The organism is Enterobacter sp. fkY84-1, from assembly GCF_052974705.1.
In genome coordinates this window covers 3,788,865-3,806,604 of record NZ_CP169393.1, presented here as the reverse complement: position 1 = coordinate 3,806,604, position 17,740 = coordinate 3,788,865, and the positions used below count along the sequence as shown (strand labels likewise).

General features: G+C 56.4%; 13 protein-coding genes. 9 read left to right on the top strand and 4 right to left on the bottom strand.

Annotated elements, in window-relative coordinates; all coding sequences use genetic code 11:
• Positions 1-5 precede the first annotated feature (5 nt).
• Positions 6-1,145, top strand: coding sequence for a glycerate kinase (locus tag ACEPLT_RS18150; RefSeq protein WP_065101584.1), 1,140 nt, complete (start codon positions 6-8; stop codon positions 1,143-1,145).
• 89 nt (positions 1,146-1,234) lie between these two features.
• On the opposite strand, the gene barA is transcribed toward ACEPLT_RS18150, so the two are convergent.
• Complete coding sequence (barA, locus tag ACEPLT_RS18145; RefSeq protein ID WP_021241900.1) at positions 1,235-3,994, bottom strand: two-component sensor histidine kinase BarA; 2,760 nt, start codon at positions 3,992-3,994, stop codon at positions 1,235-1,237.
• Positions 3,995-4,051: 57 nt separating this feature from the next.
• Between barA and rlmD the strand changes: the two genes are divergently transcribed.
• From rlmD to eno, 5 genes are all read left to right on the top strand, one after another.
• Complete coding sequence (gene rlmD / locus ACEPLT_RS18140; RefSeq protein ID WP_232927409.1) at positions 4,052-5,350, top strand: 23S rRNA (uracil(1939)-C(5))-methyltransferase RlmD; 1,299 nt, start codon at positions 4,052-4,054, stop codon at positions 5,348-5,350.
• 51 nt (positions 5,351-5,401) lie between these two features.
• On the top strand, positions 5,402-7,633 hold the full coding sequence (gene relA / locus ACEPLT_RS18135) for a GTP diphosphokinase (RefSeq protein WP_008499628.1): 2,232 nt from the start codon (positions 5,402-5,404) through the stop codon (positions 7,631-7,633).
• Positions 7,634-7,699: 66 nt separating this feature from the next.
• Entirely contained in the window at positions 7,700-8,491 is a 792-nt protein-coding gene (mazG, locus tag ACEPLT_RS18130) for a nucleoside triphosphate pyrophosphohydrolase (protein ID WP_008499627.1), read from the top strand.
• Positions 8,492-8,714: 223 nt separating this feature from the next.
• On the top strand, positions 8,715-10,352 hold the full coding sequence (pyrG, locus tag ACEPLT_RS18125; RefSeq protein ID WP_008499626.1) for a glutamine hydrolyzing CTP synthase: 1,638 nt from the start codon (positions 8,715-8,717) through the stop codon (positions 10,350-10,352).
• A gap of 82 nt (positions 10,353-10,434) precedes the next feature.
• Entirely contained in the window at positions 10,435-11,733 is a 1,299-nt protein-coding gene (eno, locus tag ACEPLT_RS18120; RefSeq protein WP_003862715.1) for a phosphopyruvate hydratase, read from the top strand.
• 53 nt (positions 11,734-11,786) lie between these two features.
• Here eno and ACEPLT_RS18115 read toward each other — a convergent pair whose 3' ends face one another.
• Both ACEPLT_RS18115 and ACEPLT_RS18110 read right to left on the bottom strand, forming a co-directional pair.
• On the bottom strand, positions 11,787-12,896 hold the full coding sequence (locus ACEPLT_RS18115; RefSeq protein WP_179367053.1) for an SDR family oxidoreductase: 1,110 nt from the start codon (positions 12,894-12,896) through the stop codon (positions 11,787-11,789).
• A gap of 358 nt (positions 12,897-13,254) precedes the next feature.
• Positions 13,255-14,079: a MurR/RpiR family transcriptional regulator gene (locus tag ACEPLT_RS18110; RefSeq protein WP_021241902.1), complete on the bottom strand. Its 825-nt coding sequence runs from the start codon at positions 14,077-14,079 to the stop codon at positions 13,255-13,257.
• A 165-nt stretch (positions 14,080-14,244) separates the two neighbouring features.
• Here ACEPLT_RS18110 and ACEPLT_RS18105 point away from each other — a divergent pair, with 165 nt between their 5' ends.
• The 3 genes from ACEPLT_RS18105 to queE are packed head-to-tail and all read left to right on the top strand — an operon-like array spanning position 14,245 to position 17,237.
• Entirely contained in the window at positions 14,245-15,804 is a 1,560-nt protein-coding gene (locus tag ACEPLT_RS18105) for a PTS transporter subunit EIIC (RefSeq protein ID WP_126348667.1), read from the top strand.
• Positions 15,804-16,511 (top strand): N-acetylmannosamine-6-phosphate 2-epimerase, encoded by a 708-nt coding sequence (locus tag ACEPLT_RS18100; protein WP_046091899.1) that lies wholly within the window; start codon positions 15,804-15,806, stop codon positions 16,509-16,511. Before ACEPLT_RS18105 ends, ACEPLT_RS18100 begins: the two co-directional genes overlap by 1 nt.
• Positions 16,512-16,565: 54 nt before the next feature.
• Positions 16,566-17,237, top strand: a complete 672-nt coding sequence (gene queE / locus ACEPLT_RS18095; RefSeq protein ID WP_126348668.1) for a 7-carboxy-7-deazaguanine synthase QueE — start codon at positions 16,566-16,568, stop codon at positions 17,235-17,237.
• 87 nt (positions 17,238-17,324) lie between these two features.
• Here the strand turns inward: queE and queD are convergent, their stop codons facing one another.
• Positions 17,325-17,687 carry a 6-carboxytetrahydropterin synthase QueD gene (gene queD / locus ACEPLT_RS18090; RefSeq protein WP_023294450.1) on the bottom strand — a complete coding sequence of 121 codons (363 nt, stop codon included), beginning with the start codon at positions 17,685-17,687 and terminating at the stop codon, positions 17,325-17,327.
• Positions 17,688-17,740: the final 53 nt, after the last annotated feature.

Here is a 17,740-nt window from a genome sequence, read left to right as displayed (position 1 = left end):
GGCTTATGAAAATTGTTATCGCACCGGACTCGTATAAGGAAAGTTTGAGTGCGCTTGAGGTTGCGACAGCGATAGAGCGTGGTTTTCGCGAGATCTTTCCCGAGGCGGTTTACGTGAAGCTGCCGGTCGCGGACGGTGGCGAAGGGACGGTTGAGGCGATGATCGCGGCAACGCAGGGAAGCATTGTACATGTTCCGGTGACCGGCCCGCTGGGCGAGCGCGTGGAGGGGTTTTATGGCTTATCCGGAGATAAGCAGAGCGCCTTTATTGAAATGGCGGCGGCAAGCGGCCTGGAGCGGGTTGCGCCTTCGCAGCGTAATCCGCTGAAAACCACCTCCTGGGGCACGGGCGAACTGATTCGTCACGCGCTGGATGTGGGCGTTAAGCATATTATTATTGGCATTGGCGGCAGCGCTACCAACGACGGCGGCGCAGGGATGGTGCAGGCGCTGGGGGCGAAGCTGCTGGACGACAATGAACAGCTTCTTGGGCAGGGCGGGGGCGAGCTGGGAAAACTCGCGCGTATCGACCTGAGCGGGCTGGACAAGCGTCTGGTGGAATGCCGGATTGAGGTGGCCTGCGATGTAACCAATCCGCTTACCGGGAAGGATGGCGCGTCAGCGGTATTCGGCCCGCAGAAGGGCGCCACACCCGAGATGATCGTCACCCTGGACAACGCGCTTGCGCACTATGCAAGCGTGATTGCCCGGGACCTGGATATCGACGTGCTGAACCTTGCTGGCGGCGGCGCGGCGGGGGGCATGGGCGCGGCGCTCTACGCCTTTTGCGGCGCGCAGCTGCGCCAGGGCATTGAGATCGTGACCGATGCGCTACACCTGGCCGACCAGGTGGCCGATGCGGATCTGGTGATCACGGGGGAAGGCCGCATTGACAGCCAGACGATCCACGGCAAAGTCCCGGTGGGGGTGGCGAAGGTGGCAAAACGCTTTAACAAACCCGTTATTGGCATTGCAGGCAGCCTGACGGCGGACGTTGGCGTGGTACACGATCACGGCATTGATGCCGTGTTTAGCGTGATTTACACCATCTGCACGCTGGAAGACGCGCTGGAAAATGCCGGCGAGAACGTCAGGATGGCCGCAAGGAATATCGCGGCGGTGCTGAAAGTGGGGCAGGCATTTTAACTGTGATTGCCGGGTGGCGGCTTTGCCTTACCCGGCCTACGTTAGTGCACCTGTAGGCCCGGCAAGCGTAGCGCCACCGGGCTTTTACCTCAGCTCCCCAACACCTTCATCGCTTCCCGCGTCACGTTATCCATTTCATCCAGCAGCTCCAGGAACTCCGGTTCAAGCTCCGATTCCGGCGTACCGGCACGCAGCTGCTGCTCCAGCAACTGACAGAGGTTTTTCAGCCGCGGTACGCCGCTGTACCCGCAGCTGCCGTGCAGCTTGTGGATTGCGTCCAGCAGATCTTCCGGGTTTTCACCCACCAGCTGCTCTTCCACCTTGTTGCGAATTTCTGGCAGAAACGCGACCAGCATTTGCAGCATGTCGCGGGCCAAATCGGGTTTACCTGCCGCCTGGCGCAGCGCGAGCTGCCAGTCAAAGGTGGCGTTCTGATTAACGCTTATCTCAGCCTGCTCGCTGGAAACCGTGTACGTTCCGCCAATATGACCCGGCTTGTAGCGCAACAGCAGGCTATGAAGTTTCTCTTCATCGATGGGCTTTGCCAGATAGTCATTCATCCCGGCGCTCAGCAGCTTCTCCTTCTGGCCCGCCATCGCGTGCGCGGTGACAGCAATAACCGGCGTTTGCTGCTGATGCGGCAACTGGTGGATCAGCTCGCAGGCCCGGATGCCGTCCATGCCCGGCATCTGAATATCCATCAGGATTAAATCGAACTGCATCTGCTTAGCCTGTTCAACCGCCTGCGCGCCGCTGGTGCACAGCTCCACATGCTGAACCTGGTCCTCAAGCAATGCGCCAATGAGCTTCAGGTTGGCCGGGTTATCATCCACCGCCATCACGCTCATCGGCAATTTTTGCTCATCGTTAATCAGCGGAAGGGCATGCTGGCTAAGACGGCAATATTCCGTGAGGGCTGGCAGCAAACGGGTTGCGGTCAGTGGTTTCAAAAGGCACGCGGCCGCGCCGTCGTTTTTCAGTTCTTCTGCGTTGAGCTGCCCATGGCACGGCAGCGCCAGCAGCAGGTAGTCGGTCATCGACGCGGCTTTCGCCAGGCGCTCCTGCTGCATGGTCAACTCGCCGGTGAAGGTGACCGGAATGCCCATCAGCAGAATATCGTAATGCTCTACGGCAAGCGCCGAGAAGGTGGGGCTGTAGACCACCTCCAGCGGCGTGGTGCTTAAGATGTCGAGCGTACACTGCGCCGCCGCAGCGTTAGGTTCAACGTAGGCCAGACGCTTGCCTTTCAGGCAGTCCGTCACCGGGCCATCGGTCAGCACGTTCGGATTAAGGTCCAGATTAATGTGGAACCAGAAGGTTGAACCGCGGTTTGGCTGGCTGTGGAATGAGATATCGCCGCCCATCTCGTTCACCAGGCGCTGGGTGATCACCAGCCCCAGACCGGTACCGCCATGACGGCGGGAGATGCTGGCGTCCGCCTGACGGAACGCCTGGAACAGACGCGACTGGTCGCGCTCCGGAATGCCGATGCCGGTATCGCGGATCTGGACTTCAATCTGGACCTTATTGCTGCTGATGGAGCGTTTCTCTACCAGGATGTCGATATTACCACTTTCGGTGAACTTAATGGCATTCCCGACAAGGTTAGTTATGACCTGCTGCAGGCGCAGCGGATCGCCAATAACGTTATCCGGCACGTCGTTTTTAATGTTAAGCGTCAGCTCCAGGCCTTTGTCGTGCGACGAGTGCGCGAGCAGCGTCACCACTTCATCCAGCGTGCTGCGCAGCGGGAAGGGGATACTCTCGAGGATCAGCTTGCCCGCTTCCAGCTTGGAGAAGTCCAGCACGTCGTTAATGATCGCCAGCAGGTTGTTGGCCGAACGTTCAATGGTGTGCAGGTGATCCCGCTGAGTGGGGTTGAGCTCGCTTTTCAGGGTCAGACGGGTAAAGCCGATCACGCCATTGAGCGGCGTGCGCAGCTCGTGCGACATATTGGCAAGGAATTCCGATTTAATACGCGCCGCTTCCTGAGCGCGCTTTTTCGCCAGATCCAGCTCAACGTTCTGGATCTCCATCTGCTCCAGCGTTTCGCGCAGGTCGGACGTCGCCTGGTCAACGTTGTGCTGCATCTCTTCGTGATAGGCCGCCAGCGACATCGCCATCGAGTTGATGCCGTTTTTCAGCATGTCCAGCTCGCCCAGCATAAACCCTTCCACACGGCTGTCGAGCTGTCCCCGGCGAATGCGGTCAACCGTGTTAACCATGTTGCGGATGGGGCCCGTCACGTCGCGCATCAGGCGCCAGCCGAAGATCAGCGCAATGCCGATGCAGAACAGCATCATCACGCCGGAAATGAAAATCTCTTTGTACTGCTGTAGCCGGACCGACTTGAGATCCAGCTCCAGCGCCACATATCCCAGCATATTATTGCTGGATTTGGCGTCGGACTGCGCAGACTCATCGGGGGAATAGCTTTCCGACACGATCGGCGTGCGCAGGATCATGATATCGCCGCGCCGCAATACGGTGAGGTGGCGCGGGAACGGCGTACCGTCTGGGATTTTCAGTGCTGCCGGATCGAGATGAAAGTTTGAGGTGACGAACAGGCGGTTATGTTCGTCGTAAACGGAAATGGCGCGTACGATATCCGAGTGACGACGGTGGAGTACGCTGATTAACTGCCCAATGGATTCGCGGTTTTGCAGGTTCATGCCGTACTCGCTGGAGACGGCAAGCGGTTCGATAATGCTGGCGCCGGCATCTTCCAGTTGTCGCTGCAAATCGTTATAGCGGTGCACCACAAAGAAGATACTCAGCAGCAAACCGATGAGAACGGTGGGGGCGAGGATCAAAATCATCATGCGCGCGCGCAGGCTGTAGTTGGTCATGGCGTTCCGTTATGGGACAATTAAGATAATTATGGTTATGTGAGAAAAATCTCGGCGATGGCGCAATTCTACTCTGCAAAGCGACGCGTGACGACGCGTCAAATCATCACTGTTGAGGCCACGGACCTCGATCCGTTTGGCCAGGGAGTGGCACGCCACAATGGTAAGGCTCTGTTTATAACAGGTTTACTGCCAGCAGAACGAGCAGAAATTACGCTGACGGAAGATAAACGCCAGTTTGCGCGCGGGCAGGTTAAGCGTCGCCTCAGCGATAGCCCGGAGCGTGTGGCACCCCGCTGCCCCCATTTTGGCGTGTGCGGCGGCTGCCAGCAACAGCATGCGAGCACAGAATTACAGCAAAAAAGCAAAAGCCGCGCGCTGGCGCGTCTGCTCAAACATGACGTTAACGAAATTGTTGCCGATGAGCCCTGGGGCTATCGTCGTCGCGCGCGCCTGAGCCTCAGCTATCAGCCAAAAACGGAGCGGCTGGAGATGGGGTTTCGCAAGGCCGGCTCCAGCGACATCGTTGACGTGAAGCAGTGCCCCATTTTGGTGCCCCATCTTGAGGCATTGCTTCCGGAAGTGCGCATCTGCCTCTCCGGGCTGGACGGCGTACGCCATCTTGGGCACGTCGAACTGGTCATGGCAAACAATGGCCCGCTGATGGTGCTGCGTCATACCGCGCCGTTGTCGAAGAAAGATCGCGAAAAACTGGAACGCTTTTCGCATTCCCACGACCTGGCGCTTTTCCTTGCATCACAAAGCGAGATACTTGAACAGGTTACCGGTGAGGCGCCCTGGTATGCGTCAAACGGGCTACGCTTAACGTTCAGCCCGCGGGATTTCATTCAGGTGAATGATGGCGTTAACCAGCAGATGGTGGCGAAAGCGCTGGCGTGGCTGGACGTTCAGAAAAGCGACCGGGTGCTCGATCTGTTCTGCGGAATGGGCAACTTCACGCTGCCGCTGGCGCGAGAAGCGGCCAGCGTCGTCGGTGTGGAAGGCGTTGAGGCGCTGGTGGCGAAAGGGCAGGAGAACGCGCGGCAGAACGGCTTGCAAAATGTGACATTCTTTCATCAAAATCTTGAGGACGATGTCACCCAACAGCCGTGGGCAAAGCAGGGCTTTGATAAAATTTTGCTCGACCCGGCGCGTGCCGGTGCCCCGGGCGTGATGGCACATATTATTAAACTCGCGCCAAAGCGTGTGGTCTATGTTTCCTGTAACCCGGCAACGCTTGCCCGGGACAGCGAGGCACTGCTCAGCGCGGGTTACCAGATTCAGCGTCTGGCAATGCTGGACATGTTCCCGCACACTGGGCATCTGGAATCGATGGTGTTGTTCGAGCACATCTAATTTGTTTGGCTTGTCGACTTCGACAGGCCCTGGTCCCTAAAGGAGAGGACAATGGTTGCGGTAAGAAGTGCACATCTCAATAAAGCTGGGGAGTTTGACCCACAAAAATGGATCGCAAGTCTGGGAATTTCCAGCCAGCAGTCGTGTGAACGCTTAACCGAAACCTGGGCCTATTGTCTGCGCACCACGCAGGGGCATCCCGACGCCGATCTTCTCCTGTGGCGCGGCGTGGAGATGGTTGAAATCCTGTCCATGCTGAACATGGACATCGAAACGCTGCAGGCCGCGCTGCTCTTCCCCCTCGCGGATGCGGACGTAGTCAGCGAAGACGTGCTGCGCGACAGCGTCGGAAAATCCGTCGTCGCGCTGATCCACGGCGTGCGCGATATGGCAGCCATTCGTCAGCTCAAAGCCGCGCATACGGATTCCGTCTCCTCAGAGCAGGTCGATAACGTTCGCCGGATGCTGCTGGCCATGGTGGATGATTTCCGCTGCGTGGTCATCAAGCTGGCCGAGCGTATTGCCCATCTGCGAGAGGTGAAGGATGCGCCGGAAGACGAGCGCGTGCTGGCTGCCAAAGAGTGTACGAACATCTATGCGCCGCTGGCGAACCGCTTAGGGATTGGTCAGCTGAAGTGGGAGCTGGAAGATTACTGCTTCCGCTATCTGCACCCGGCGGAATACAAACGGATTGCCAAACTCCTGCACGAGCGCCGTATCGATCGCGAGCACTATATCGAGGAGTTTGTCGGCGGACTGCGCCAGGCGATGAAAGAAGAGAACGTGCGCGCCGAAGTCTACGGTCGACCAAAGCACATCTACAGCATCTGGCGCAAAATGCAGAAGAAACACCTCGCCTTTGACGAGCTGTTTGACGTGCGCGCCGTGCGTATCGTGGCGGAGCGTCTGCAGGACTGCTACGCCGCGCTGGGGATAGTGCACACGCACTTCCGCCATCTGCCCGATGAGTTTGACGACTATGTCGCCAACCCCAAACCGAACGGCTATCAGTCAATCCATACCGTGGTGCTTGGCCCTGGCGGTAAAACGGTCGAGATTCAGATCCGCACCAAACAGATGCACGAGGACGCCGAGCTGGGCGTTGCCGCGCACTGGAAATACAAAGAAGGCACGTCCGGCGGGGCGCGTTCAGGCCACGAAGACCGCATTGCCTGGCTGCGTAAGCTGATTGCGTGGCAGGAAGAGATGGCCGATTCCGGCGAGATGCTCGACGAAGTGCGCAGCCAGGTCTTTGACGATCGCGTCTACGTCTTTACCCCGAAAGGGGACGTTGTCGACCTGCCGGCCGGCTCTACGCCGCTCGATTTTGCCTACCACATCCATAGCGATGTGGGGCACCGCTGCATCGGGGCGAAAATTGGCGGGCGTATCGTACCGTTCACCTATCAGCTGCAGATGGGCGACCAGATTGAAATCATTACCCAGAAGCAGCCGAACCCGAGCCGGGACTGGCTTAACCCGAACCTGGGGTATGTCACCACCAGCCGCGGGCGCTCGAAGATTCACGCCTGGTTCCGTAAACAGGATCGAGACAAGAATATCCTTGCCGGTCGCCAGATCCTTGACGACGAGCTGGAGCATATCGGGATCAGCCTGAAAGAGGCGGAGAAATTCCTGCTGCCGCGCTACAACTTCAACGAGCTTGATGAGCTGTTAGCGGCGATTGGCGGCGGTGATATTCGCCTGAATCAGATGGTGAACTTCCTGCAGGCGCAGTTCAATAAGCCAAGCGCGGAAGAGCAGGACGCGGCGGCGCTGAAGCAGCTGCAGCAGAAAACCTACGCGCCGCAGCAGCGCAGCAAAGACAACGGCCGCGTGGTGGTCGAAGGTGTCGGTAACCTGATGCACCACATTGCCCGCTGCTGTCAGCCAATTCCAGGCGACGATATCGTCGGCTTTATCACTCAGGGGCGCGGAATTTCGATTCACCGCTCCGACTGCGACCAGCTTGCCGAGCTGCAGTCCCATGCGCCGGAGCGCATCGTGGAAGCGGTCTGGGGCGAGAGCTACTCCGCCGGCTACTCGCTGGTGGTGCGCGTCACTGCCAACGACCGCAGCGGCCTGCTGCGCGACATCACCACCATTCTCGCCAACGAGAAGGTCAACGTGCTGGGCGTCGCCAGCCGCAGCGATACCCGCGAGCAGCTTGCCACCATCGATATGACCATCGAAATCTACAACCTGCAGGTGCTGGGCCGCGTGCTTGGCAAGCTGAACCAGGTGCCGGATGTGATTGACGCGCGTCGTCTGCACGGCGGCTAAACATCCTCTTCCGTAGGCCGGGTAAGGCAACGCCGCCACCCGGCATTTTTTCATCAGGACAGTATTATGACTCAAATCGACCGCCTGCTCGGCATCATGAAACGCCTGCGCGACCCGGAAAACGGCTGCCCGTGGGACAAAGAGCAGACTTTCGCCACCATCGCCCCGTACACCCTTGAAGAGACCTACGAGGTGCTGGACGCGATTTCCCGTGAAGATTTTGACGACCTGCGCGGCGAGCTGGGCGATCTGCTTTTCCAGGTTGTGTTCTACGCGCAGATGGCGCAGGAAGAGGGGCGCTTTAACTTTGACGATATCTGCGCTGCCATCAGCGACAAGCTTGAGCGCCGTCATCCCCATATTTTCGGTGACGCTACCGCAGGAACCAGCACCGAAGTCCTGGCCCGCTGGGAGCAGATTAAAAGCGCCGAGCGGGCAGAAAAATCCCAGCACTCCGCGCTGGACGACATTCCGCTGAGCCTGCCCGCGCTGATGCGCGCGCACAAAATCCAGAAACGCTGCTCCGCCGTGGGGTTTGACTGGACCTCACTCGGCCCGGTGCTGGATAAAGTGCACGAAGAGATTGACGAGGTGATGCACGAAGCGCAGCAGGCGGTGGTGGATGAAGCAAAGCTTGAGGAAGAGATGGGCGATCTGCTGTTTGCGACCGTCAACCTTTCTCGCCACCTGGGTGTAAAAGCGGAAACGGCGCTGCAAAAAGCCAACCTTAAGTTCGAACGCCGCTTTCGCGAAGTGGAGCGGATTGTCGCCTCGCGAGGCCTGGAAATGAGCGGTATTGACCTCGACGCGATGGAAGAAGTCTGGCAGGAAGTAAAGCGCCAGGAATCTGATCTCTAACGAAATTTTGCGATCAAGCGCAATTTGTGTGATTTTTTAAATGACAAGCGCTTGATTTGCGTCAAAAACATTTACCCAAAAGGGGCTATTTTCTCACTCCTTATGTTTGTCATGGCCTGGAATGGAGACGGAGAATGAAAGTTTGTGGCGCTCGCCGTGTTCGGGTATACTACTTTCCCGTCCTGGTTATTCCATCGTTTCACCCTAACTTCTCAGGTTCAGCATGACAACGAACTATATTTTTGTGACCGGCGGGGTCGTATCCTCTCTGGGTAAAGGCATTGCCGCAGCCTCCCTCGCAGCCATTCTTGAAGCCCGTGGCCTCAATGTGACCATGATGAAACTGGATCCGTACATCAACGTCGATCCTGGCACCATGAGCCCAACCCAACACGGGGAAGTGTTCGTTACTGAAGACGGCGCTGAAACCGATCTGGATCTTGGCCACTACGAGCGTTTCATTCGTACCAAAATGACCCGTCGTAATAACTTTACGACTGGCCGCATCTACTCTGACGTTCTGCGTAAAGAGCGCCGTGGTGACTATCTGGGCGCGACCGTGCAGGTTATCCCACACATCACTAACGCCATCAAAGAGCGTGTCCTTGCCGGTGGCGAAGGGCATGACGTTGTGCTGGTTGAAATCGGCGGTACCGTGGGTGATATCGAATCCCTGCCGTTCCTCGAAGCGATTCGTCAGCTGGCGGTAGACATTGGTCGTGAACACGCGCTGTTCATGCACCTGACGCTGGTGCCTTACATGGCGGCGGCAGGTGAAGTGAAAACCAAACCGACCCAGCACTCTGTTAAAGAGCTGCTCTCTATCGGTATTCAGCCTGACATCCTGGTTTGCCGTTCCGATCGCGCCATTCCGGCGAACGAACGTGCGAAAATTGCATTGTTCTGTAACGTGCCTGAAAAAGCCGTTATTTCAATGAAAGATGTCGATTCCATTTATAAAATCCCGGGCCTGTTGAAATCACAGGGTCTGGACGATTATATTTGTAAACGATTCAGCTTGAACTGTCCGGAAGCAAACCTGTCTGAATGGGAACAGGTTATTTACGAAGAAGCCAACCCGGCAGGCGAAGTGACTATCGGTATGGTCGGCAAGTACATTGAGCTGCCGGATGCCTATAAGTCCGTGATCGAAGCGCTGAAACACGGTGGTCTGAAGAACCGTGTCTCCGTGAACATCAAGCTGATTGATTCGCAGGATGTTGAAACGCGTGGCGTTGAAATCCTGAAAGATCTGGATGCTATCCTTATCCCTGGCGGCTTCGGCTACCGTGGTGTAGAAGGCAAGATCGCCACCGCGCGTTATGCGCGTGAAAACAATATTCCATACCTCGGCATCTGTCTGGGTATGCAGGTTGCGCTGATCGAATTTGCGCGCAACGTAGCGGGAATGGAAAACGCGAACTCTACGGAATTTGTGCCAGACTGTAAGTACCCTGTTGTGGCGCTTATCACTGAATGGCGTGATGAAGACGGTAACGTCGAAGTCCGTACCGAGAAGAGCGATCTGGGTGGCACTATGCGTCTCGGCGCACAGGCCTGCCAGCTGACTGACGATAGCGTGGTTCGCAAGCTGTACGGCGAGCCGGTCATCACCGAGCGCCATCGTCACCGCTATGAAGTCAACAACATGCTGTTGAAACAAATTGAAGCTGCGGGTCTGCGTGTTGCGGGCCGCTCCGGGGATGATCAGTTAGTCGAGATCATCGAAGTGCCAAACCATCCGTGGTTTGTCGCCTGCCAGTTCCACCCGGAATTTACTTCAACGCCACGTGACGGGCATCCGCTGTTTGCAGGCTTCGTGAAGGCCGCCAGCGACTACCAGAAGCGTCAGGCGAAGTAAAAAAAGTTAGAACGGCAACGCGTACCTTTGGTACGCGTTGTTTGTCTGGAGTTTTAGTTTAACTTGTACTGAGGAAAATCTAATGTCCAAAATCGTTAAAGTCATCGGTCGTGAAATCATCGACTCCCGTGGTAACCCGACCGTTGAAGCCGAAGTTCATCTGGAAGGTGGTTTCGTCGGTATGGCAGCTGCTCCATCAGGTGCTTCTACCGGTTCCCGCGAAGCGCTGGAACTGCGTGATGGCGACAAATCCCGTTTCATGGGCAAAGGCGTACTGAAAGCGGTTGGCGCTGTTAACGGTCCTATTGCTCAGGCTATCGTTGGCAAAGATGCCAAAGATCAGGCTGGCATCGACAAGATCATGATCGATCTGGACGGTACTGAAAACAAATCTAACTTCGGTGCGAACGCAATCCTGGCCGTTTCCCTGGCGAACGCCAAAGCGGCTGCGGCGGCTAAAGGTATGCCACTGTTCGAGCACATCGCTGAACTGAACGGCACCCCAGGCAAATACTCCATGCCTGTACCAATGATGAACATCATCAACGGTGGTGAGCACGCAGACAACAACGTTGATATTCAGGAATTCATGATTCAGCCAGTTGGCGCGAAATCCCTGAAAGAAGCAGTACGTATGGGTTCTGAAGTGTTCCACAACCTGGCTAAAGTTCTGAAAGCTAAAGGTATGAACACAGCTGTGGGTGACGAAGGTGGCTATGCGCCAAACCTGGGTTCTAACGCAGAAGCACTGGCTGTTATCGCAGAAGCGGTAAAAGCAGCGGGCTACGAGCTGGGCAAAGACATAACCCTGGCGATGGACTGTGCAGCATCAGAATTCTACAAAGACGGTAAATACGTTCTGGCTGGCGAAGGCAACAAAGCGTTCACCTCCGAAGAGTTCACTCACTTCCTGGAAGACCTGACCAAACAGTACCCAATCGTGTCTATCGAAGACGGTCTGGACGAGTCTGACTGGGCTGGCTTCGCATACCAGACTAAAGTACTGGGCGACAAAATCCAGCTGGTGGGTGACGACCTGTTCGTAACCAACACCAAGATCCTGAAAGAAGGTATCGAGAAAGGCATCGTTAACTCCATCCTGATCAAATTCAACCAGATCGGTTCCCTGACCGAAACGCTGGCTGCGATCAAAATGGCTAAAGACGCTGGCTACACCGCGGTTATCTCTCACCGTTCTGGCGAAACTGAAGACGCGACCATTGCTGACCTGGCTGTGGGTACCGCTGCTGGCCAGATCAAAACGGGTTCTATGAGCCGTTCTGACCGTGTTGCTAAATACAACCAGCTGATTCGTATCGAAGAAGCGCTGGGCGAAAAAGCACCATACAACGGTCGTAAAGAGATCAAAGGCCAGGCATAATCGCTTAAGCCTTAACATGAAAATGCCAGTCGAATGACTGGCATTTTTTTTGGCTATTTAAAATCGACCGCCATTTGCTCCGGAATGGTCAGCCCCCGGGTGGTTTGCACGCAGCGGGCAATATAATCCGTAAACCGGGGTGGCTTCGGCATCCCCATGCTCAGCAGCTTATCGTTGCTGAATCGCACGTTAAGCGTGGCAAACGCACCGTATAACCGCATGGCTCTCAGCATCAGACGTTCGTTGCACGGGCCAAAAATCGTTTTCAGTTCACGGCGCATTCTGACCAGCGTTTCGTAGCTGACCTGTGCATACTTATCGCCGACGGGTGCTTTCTCCAGCGCCTGCGCCATCGCATTATCAATATCCGCAAAGCGAACGCTGTTCTCTTCTCCGGCCGAAATGTGTACCACTTCCCCCGGACGCGCGTTGCTGCTGAGCAGCATTAACAGCGCGTCGGCACAATAATCCACCGGGACAACGTCGATCCGGTCCTCCATCGAGCACATAAACTTCTGCAGCATCAGGCCCATGCTGAAGACCCAGAAAATACTGCTCGAGGGCGTGCAGCCGTGGCGGGTATGGCCGACAACGATGGACGGACGCGCGATGAGCAGCGGCAGGTTCGGACACTCCTGGCGCATCAGCTGTTCGATGGTTGACTTCGAAAACGTGTATTCCACCAGGTGTTCAGCATTCTCTCTGAATTCGGCGCTTTCGGCGACCAGGGAATCCTGCTCCGGCGTACATGACATTGCCGTGCCCACGTGGAGGAAGCGTTGTAGCGTTGAAACCTGCTCCATGCGGCGCGCCAGTGCCAGCGTTCCTTCCACGTTGACCTTCCAGATGAGCGGGTTGTTACCAAATGAGGCAACAGCTGCACAGTTCACGACATGCGTGACCTGGTCCAGACGCGGATCGTTCAGGAAGGCTTCAGGCTGGCTGAGATCGCCAATGAGGATATTGTCCACGCTCAGAGTGGCCAGTTTGTCCTCAGGAACGTTGAACTTGCGCATGTTCTCCAGCACGCGCTCCAGCCCGCTCTGCGGATCGCTGGCACGCGCGAGCAAAAGCAGTTTTACGGATTGATCGCTGGTCAGAATTTTTTCCAGTACTGCACCGCCCAGAAACCCCGTCACACCTGTAATCATTAACATCTTCATTAATACCGTCTCATTATGATTGATGAGGCGGATTGTAGGCGTGCAAAAGTAAACGGCATTTAAATAATAAAACGCCGAAATAGACAGCATCTTAAGCTTATTTTAAGGAAAGGAATTCAGGTGGAGATATTGGACATTACAGGCAGGGTGAAAATTCAATTTATTAAAATGAATATTTCAACGTGATGATTTTAAAGTCCTTTTTGTGGTGCTTATCGGGTGATGAACTTAATTCTAAATGTAATAAATATAATACTTTGTTACACCAAACATTTACCGGATAAATGATTTAAACACCACTTAACTTAAATCAGGCGACATTAAGCGCAGGCTATTTTATTTAGCCTGCGAAGGGTTTTTAGAGTAACAGAGGAAGCGTGGCGCTGGCCGTTTGCTGGCTAACGTCGCCGTAACGGCCATCCAGCGCAATCATGGACGTGGTCAGCAGTTCGACCAGCAGCATGACCCCAACTTTGGCATTGAGCGCGCCCGCGCTAAGCGGCCCCTCTGGCTTGGCGGCCACCAGCTGCATGTCGCTCAGGGACGCCAGCGGGCTGCGGGGCGTATTGCTGAGTGCCAGAACCTTAGCGCCGCGCTTGCGGGCAAGCTTCACCACGTGGAGTAGATCTCGCGTTGAGCCGGAACTGGAGATTGCCACCACCAGCGTCTCTTCCGAAAGCGTTGTCGCATTCATGGCCGCGCGGTGCATATCGCTAAACAGCTGTGCAGGTTTGCCCAGCCGCAACAGCTTGTAGTGCAGATACTCCCCGAGGATCGCGCTGGCTGCAACACCATAAATCTGCACCGACTGCGCCTGATGCAGAGCCAGCGCGGCCTTTTCAAGCAGCGTGCGGTCAAGGAGCCTGGCGGTGTCCTGCAAAGCCTGCACCGACTCATCCACGACGTTATCAATCTCATCCCCCGCCTGACGCGCGGGCTGGCCCTGCTGAATATCCAGCGCAAGCGCCATTTTAAATTCGTTATAGCCCTTGCAGCCCAGCGTGCGGCAAAGACGCGTCACGCTGGCCTCGCTGGTGTGGCTCTCGCGCGCCAGTTCGGTGATCGTCAGGTAGAGCACCCGGGCAGGATCGCTGAGAACAAACTCACCGAGTTTTTGTTGTGTTGGGCTGTACCCGGAAGCCTCCTGGCGTAGCTTCAGCAGCAGGTTTTCATGGTCTGACATGCTCGATCCTTAATGCGTTTCTCTGCGACTAGTGTGGCGGAAAGCGGGGGCGGGATGCCAGTCATTTCGAAAAAGTATGATCGTTATCCTGGTTTTTGATGATAATTTTCACTATTTAAAATTAATATGGTAAAAATTTTCATCTATTAATGGGGGGATGAAAAAATGATGCAAATATTCAGTGGGGCTTCTTCAGGGGGATGGTTTGAAAAAGCGCAGCGCTTTGGCAAATCCTTTATGTTGCCGATTGCCGTGCTGCCTGCGGCGGGTCTGCTGCTGGGGATAGGCGGCGCGCTATCCAATCCCAACACGCTGGCGGCCTATCCGTTTTTAGACGTGAGCTGGCTGCAGGCCATTTTCACCATCATGAGCAGCGCAGGATCCATCGTGTTTGCGAACCTCTCGGTGCTGTTTGCGGTTGGGGTCGCCGTCGGGCTGGCAAAAAGCGATAAGGGCACGGCGGGGCTGGCGGCGTTACTCGCGTTTCTGGTGATGAATGCCACCATCAACGCGCTGCTGATCCTCACCGGCAAACTGGCGCATGAGAACCCGGGTGCGGTGGGGCAGGGCATGACGCTGGGTATTCAGACGCTGGAAACCGGCGTCTTTGGCGGCGTGGTGATTGGGCTGGTAACCTGCGCGCTCCATCATCGGTTTAACAAGATTGCACTTCCGCAGTTCCTGGGCTTTTTTGGCGGCTCGCGCTTTGTTCCTATCATCAGCTCGCTGGCGGCGATACTCGTCGGTGCGCTCATGACCGTGGTCTGGCCGCATTTCCAGAAGCTGATTTTTGGTCTCGGCGGGCTGGTGGATGCGACCGGCTATCTGGGCACTTTGCTGTACGGCTTCATTTTACGCATGCTGGGCCCGTTCGGTCTGCACCACATCTTCTATCTGCCTTTCTGGACCACCGCGCTTGGCGGGAGTGAAATCGTCAACGGACACCTCGTGGAAGGCACGCAGCGGATCTTCTTCGCTCAGCTGGCTGACCCGAACACGCAACATTTCTATGAGGGCACGTCACGCTTCATGTCCGGGCGCTTTATTACGATGATGTTTGGCCTGCTCGGGGCGTGCCTGGCGATGTACCACACGGCAAAACCCGAGAACAAAAAACGCGTTGCCGGGCTGCTGCTTTCTGCGGCGTTAACCTCGTTCCTGACCGGGATTACCGAGCCTATCGAATTCTCGTTCCTGTTTATTGCGCCGGTGCTCTACGTCATCCATGCGCTGTTTGACGGGCTGGCATTCATGCTCGCGCACATGCTGCATATCACCATCGGGCAAACCTTCTCCGGCGGTTTCATCGACTTCGTGCTGTTCGGCATTTTGCAGGGAGAAGCCAAAACCAACTGGATGTTCGTTCCGCTGGTCGGCGTACCGTGGTTCTTCCTTTACTACTTTACCTTCCGCTATCTGATTAACCGCTTTGATTTCGCGACGCCAGGTCGGGAAAAGGAGGCGATGGCTGATGAGGTCAGTCTGCCGCAAAACGAACGCGCAGCCGCGGTGATCGCCGGATTAGGCGGAAAAGAGAATCTGGACGAGGTGGACTGCTGCGCCACGCGTCTTCGCGTCACGGTTAAAGACGGCAGCAAAGTGAATGAGTCGGCACTGAAAGCCACCGGGGCGTGCGGCGTTATCGTGCGCGGCAACGGCGTTCAGGTCATTTATGGCCCGCACGTCACGATTATCAAAAACGAAGTGGAAGAGATCTTATCGTAATGAAAACTGTACTGGATACCCTGAAGGGAAAACTGGTCGTCTCCTGTCAGGCGCTGGAAAATGAACCGCTGCACAGCCCGTTTATTATGTCGCGCATGGCGCTGGCTGCGGCACAGGGCGGGGCTGCAGCCATTCGCGCGAACAGCGTGGTGGATATCGAGGCCATCAGGCAGCAGGTGTCTTTGCCGGTCATCGGCATCATCAAACGGGATTATCCCGAAAGCGAGGTGTTTATCACCGCGACAATGAAAGAAGTGGATGAGCTCATGAGCGTCTCGCCGGACATCATTGCGCTTGATGCGACGGCGCGGCCACGTCCCGGCGGAGAATCTCTGGAAACGCTGGTCTCACGCATCCGCGCACGTTATCCCGCGGTGCTGCTGATGGCGGATATCTCCTCCGTGGAGGAAGCCGTGACGGCGCAGGCGCTGGGCTTTGACTGCGTCGGCACCACGCTTTACGGCTACACGGCGGAAACGGCGGGCCATTCACTTCCGGAAAACGACTGCGCGTTCCTGAAGGCGGTGCTGGCGGCCGTGACGGTGCCCGTGGTTGCCGAAGGCAACGTGGATACCCCCGAGCGTGCGGCCAGGTGTCTGGCGCTGGGCGCGCATACGGTGGTGGTCGGCGGCGCGATCACCCGTCCGCAGCAAATTACCGAACGGTTTATGGCGGCGATTGACGCGCAAAGCACCGATGGAGCATGACCATCCGGCGGGGATCTGCGATACTTATCGTTTATCCCTTTTACTGAGATGACTATGCAGTACCCGATTAACGAGATGTTCCAGACCCTGCAAGGCGAGGGTTACTTTACCGGCGTTCCCGCTATTTTCATTCGTTTACAGGGATGCCCGGTTGGCTGTGCCTGGTGTGATACCAAACATACGTGGGATAAGCTCGCAGATCGGGAAGTGTCGCTGTTTAGCATTCTGGCGAAAACCAAAGAGAGCGATAAGTGGGGCGCGGGCAGTGCCGAAGATCTGCTCGCCATCATTGGTCGTCAGGGCTGGACGGCGCGTCACGTGGTGATCACCGGCGGTGAACCCTGCGTCCACGATCTGACGCCGCTGACCGAGCTGCTCGAAAAGAACGGCTACAGCTGCCAGATCGAAACCAGCGGCACCCATGAAGTGCGCTGCTCGCACACCACCTGGGTGACGGTATCGCCAAAAGTGAATATGCGCGGCGGGTATGACGTGCTGTCTCAGGCGCTGGAGCGCGCGGATGAGATTAAGCACCCGGTAGGGCGCGTGCGTGATATCGAAGCGCTGGATGAACTGCTGGCCACGCTGACGGACGAAAAGCAGCGGGTCATTGCCCTGCAGCCTATCAGCCAGAAAGACGATGCAACGCGCCTGTGCATTGAAACCTGTATTGCGCGCAACTGGCGCCTGTCGATGCAGACGCACAAGTATCTGAATATCGCCTGAAAAAAAGCCCGGTGGCGCGAGCGCTTACCGGGCCTGGGTTTCGAGGCTTTTGTAGGCCGGGTAAGGCGAAGCCGCACCCGGCAAGCATCACTCGCCGCGATAGATGCAGCCTGCCGTACAGGTCTCTTTGATCATCACCGCGCTCAGCAGCGGTACCCGCGGTTTCATCTGATCCCAAATCCATTTTGCCAGCACCTCGCTGGTCGGGTTTTCAAGGCCCGGGATCTCATTCAGGTAGTAGTGATCCAGACGATCGTAGGTCGGCTTAAACGCCGCCTTCAGCTCGGCAAAATCCATGATCCAACCGGTATGCGGATCAACTTCACCGGTGATCTCAAGACGCACCATGAACGAATGCCCGTGCAGACGGCCACATTTATGCCCTTCAGGGACATGCGGAAGGTGGTGGGCGGCTTCGAAGGTGAAATCTTTAAACAGTGTGGTGGACATGATCGCTCTCAGTAATGCGGAAAAAACCGCCGCATAGTACCGGAAAGCACAAT

What these genes read in the sequence shown, in the direction of transcription:
- ACEPLT_RS18150 (WP_065101584.1), top strand. Translation starts at nt 6, where the DNA reads ATGAAAATTGTTATCGCACCGGACTCGTATAAGGAAAGTTTGAGTGCG.
- barA (WP_021241900.1), bottom strand. Translation starts at nt 3,994, where the DNA reads ATGACCAACTACAGCCTGCGCGCGCGCATGATGATTTTGATCCTCGCC.
- rlmD (WP_232927409.1), top strand. Translation starts at nt 4,052, where the DNA reads ATGGCGCAATTCTACTCTGCAAAGCGACGCGTGACGACGCGTCAAATC.
- relA (WP_008499628.1), top strand. Translation starts at nt 5,402, where the DNA reads ATGGTTGCGGTAAGAAGTGCACATCTCAATAAAGCTGGGGAGTTTGAC.
- mazG (WP_008499627.1), top strand. Translation starts at nt 7,700, where the DNA reads ATGACTCAAATCGACCGCCTGCTCGGCATCATGAAACGCCTGCGCGAC.
- pyrG (WP_008499626.1), top strand. Translation starts at nt 8,715, where the DNA reads ATGACAACGAACTATATTTTTGTGACCGGCGGGGTCGTATCCTCTCTG.
- eno (WP_003862715.1), top strand. Translation starts at nt 10,435, where the DNA reads ATGTCCAAAATCGTTAAAGTCATCGGTCGTGAAATCATCGACTCCCGT.
- ACEPLT_RS18115 (WP_179367053.1), bottom strand. Translation starts at nt 12,896, where the DNA reads ATGAAGATGTTAATGATTACAGGTGTGACGGGGTTTCTGGGCGGTGCA.
- ACEPLT_RS18110 (WP_021241902.1), bottom strand. Translation starts at nt 14,079, where the DNA reads ATGTCAGACCATGAAAACCTGCTGCTGAAGCTACGCCAGGAGGCTTCC.
- ACEPLT_RS18105 (WP_126348667.1), top strand. Translation starts at nt 14,245, where the DNA reads ATGATGCAAATATTCAGTGGGGCTTCTTCAGGGGGATGGTTTGAAAAA.
- ACEPLT_RS18100 (WP_046091899.1), top strand. Translation starts at nt 15,804, where the DNA reads ATGAAAACTGTACTGGATACCCTGAAGGGAAAACTGGTCGTCTCCTGT.
- queE (WP_126348668.1), top strand. Translation starts at nt 16,566, where the DNA reads ATGCAGTACCCGATTAACGAGATGTTCCAGACCCTGCAAGGCGAGGGT.
- queD (WP_023294450.1), bottom strand. Translation starts at nt 17,687, where the DNA reads ATGTCCACCACACTGTTTAAAGATTTCACCTTCGAAGCCGCCCACCAC.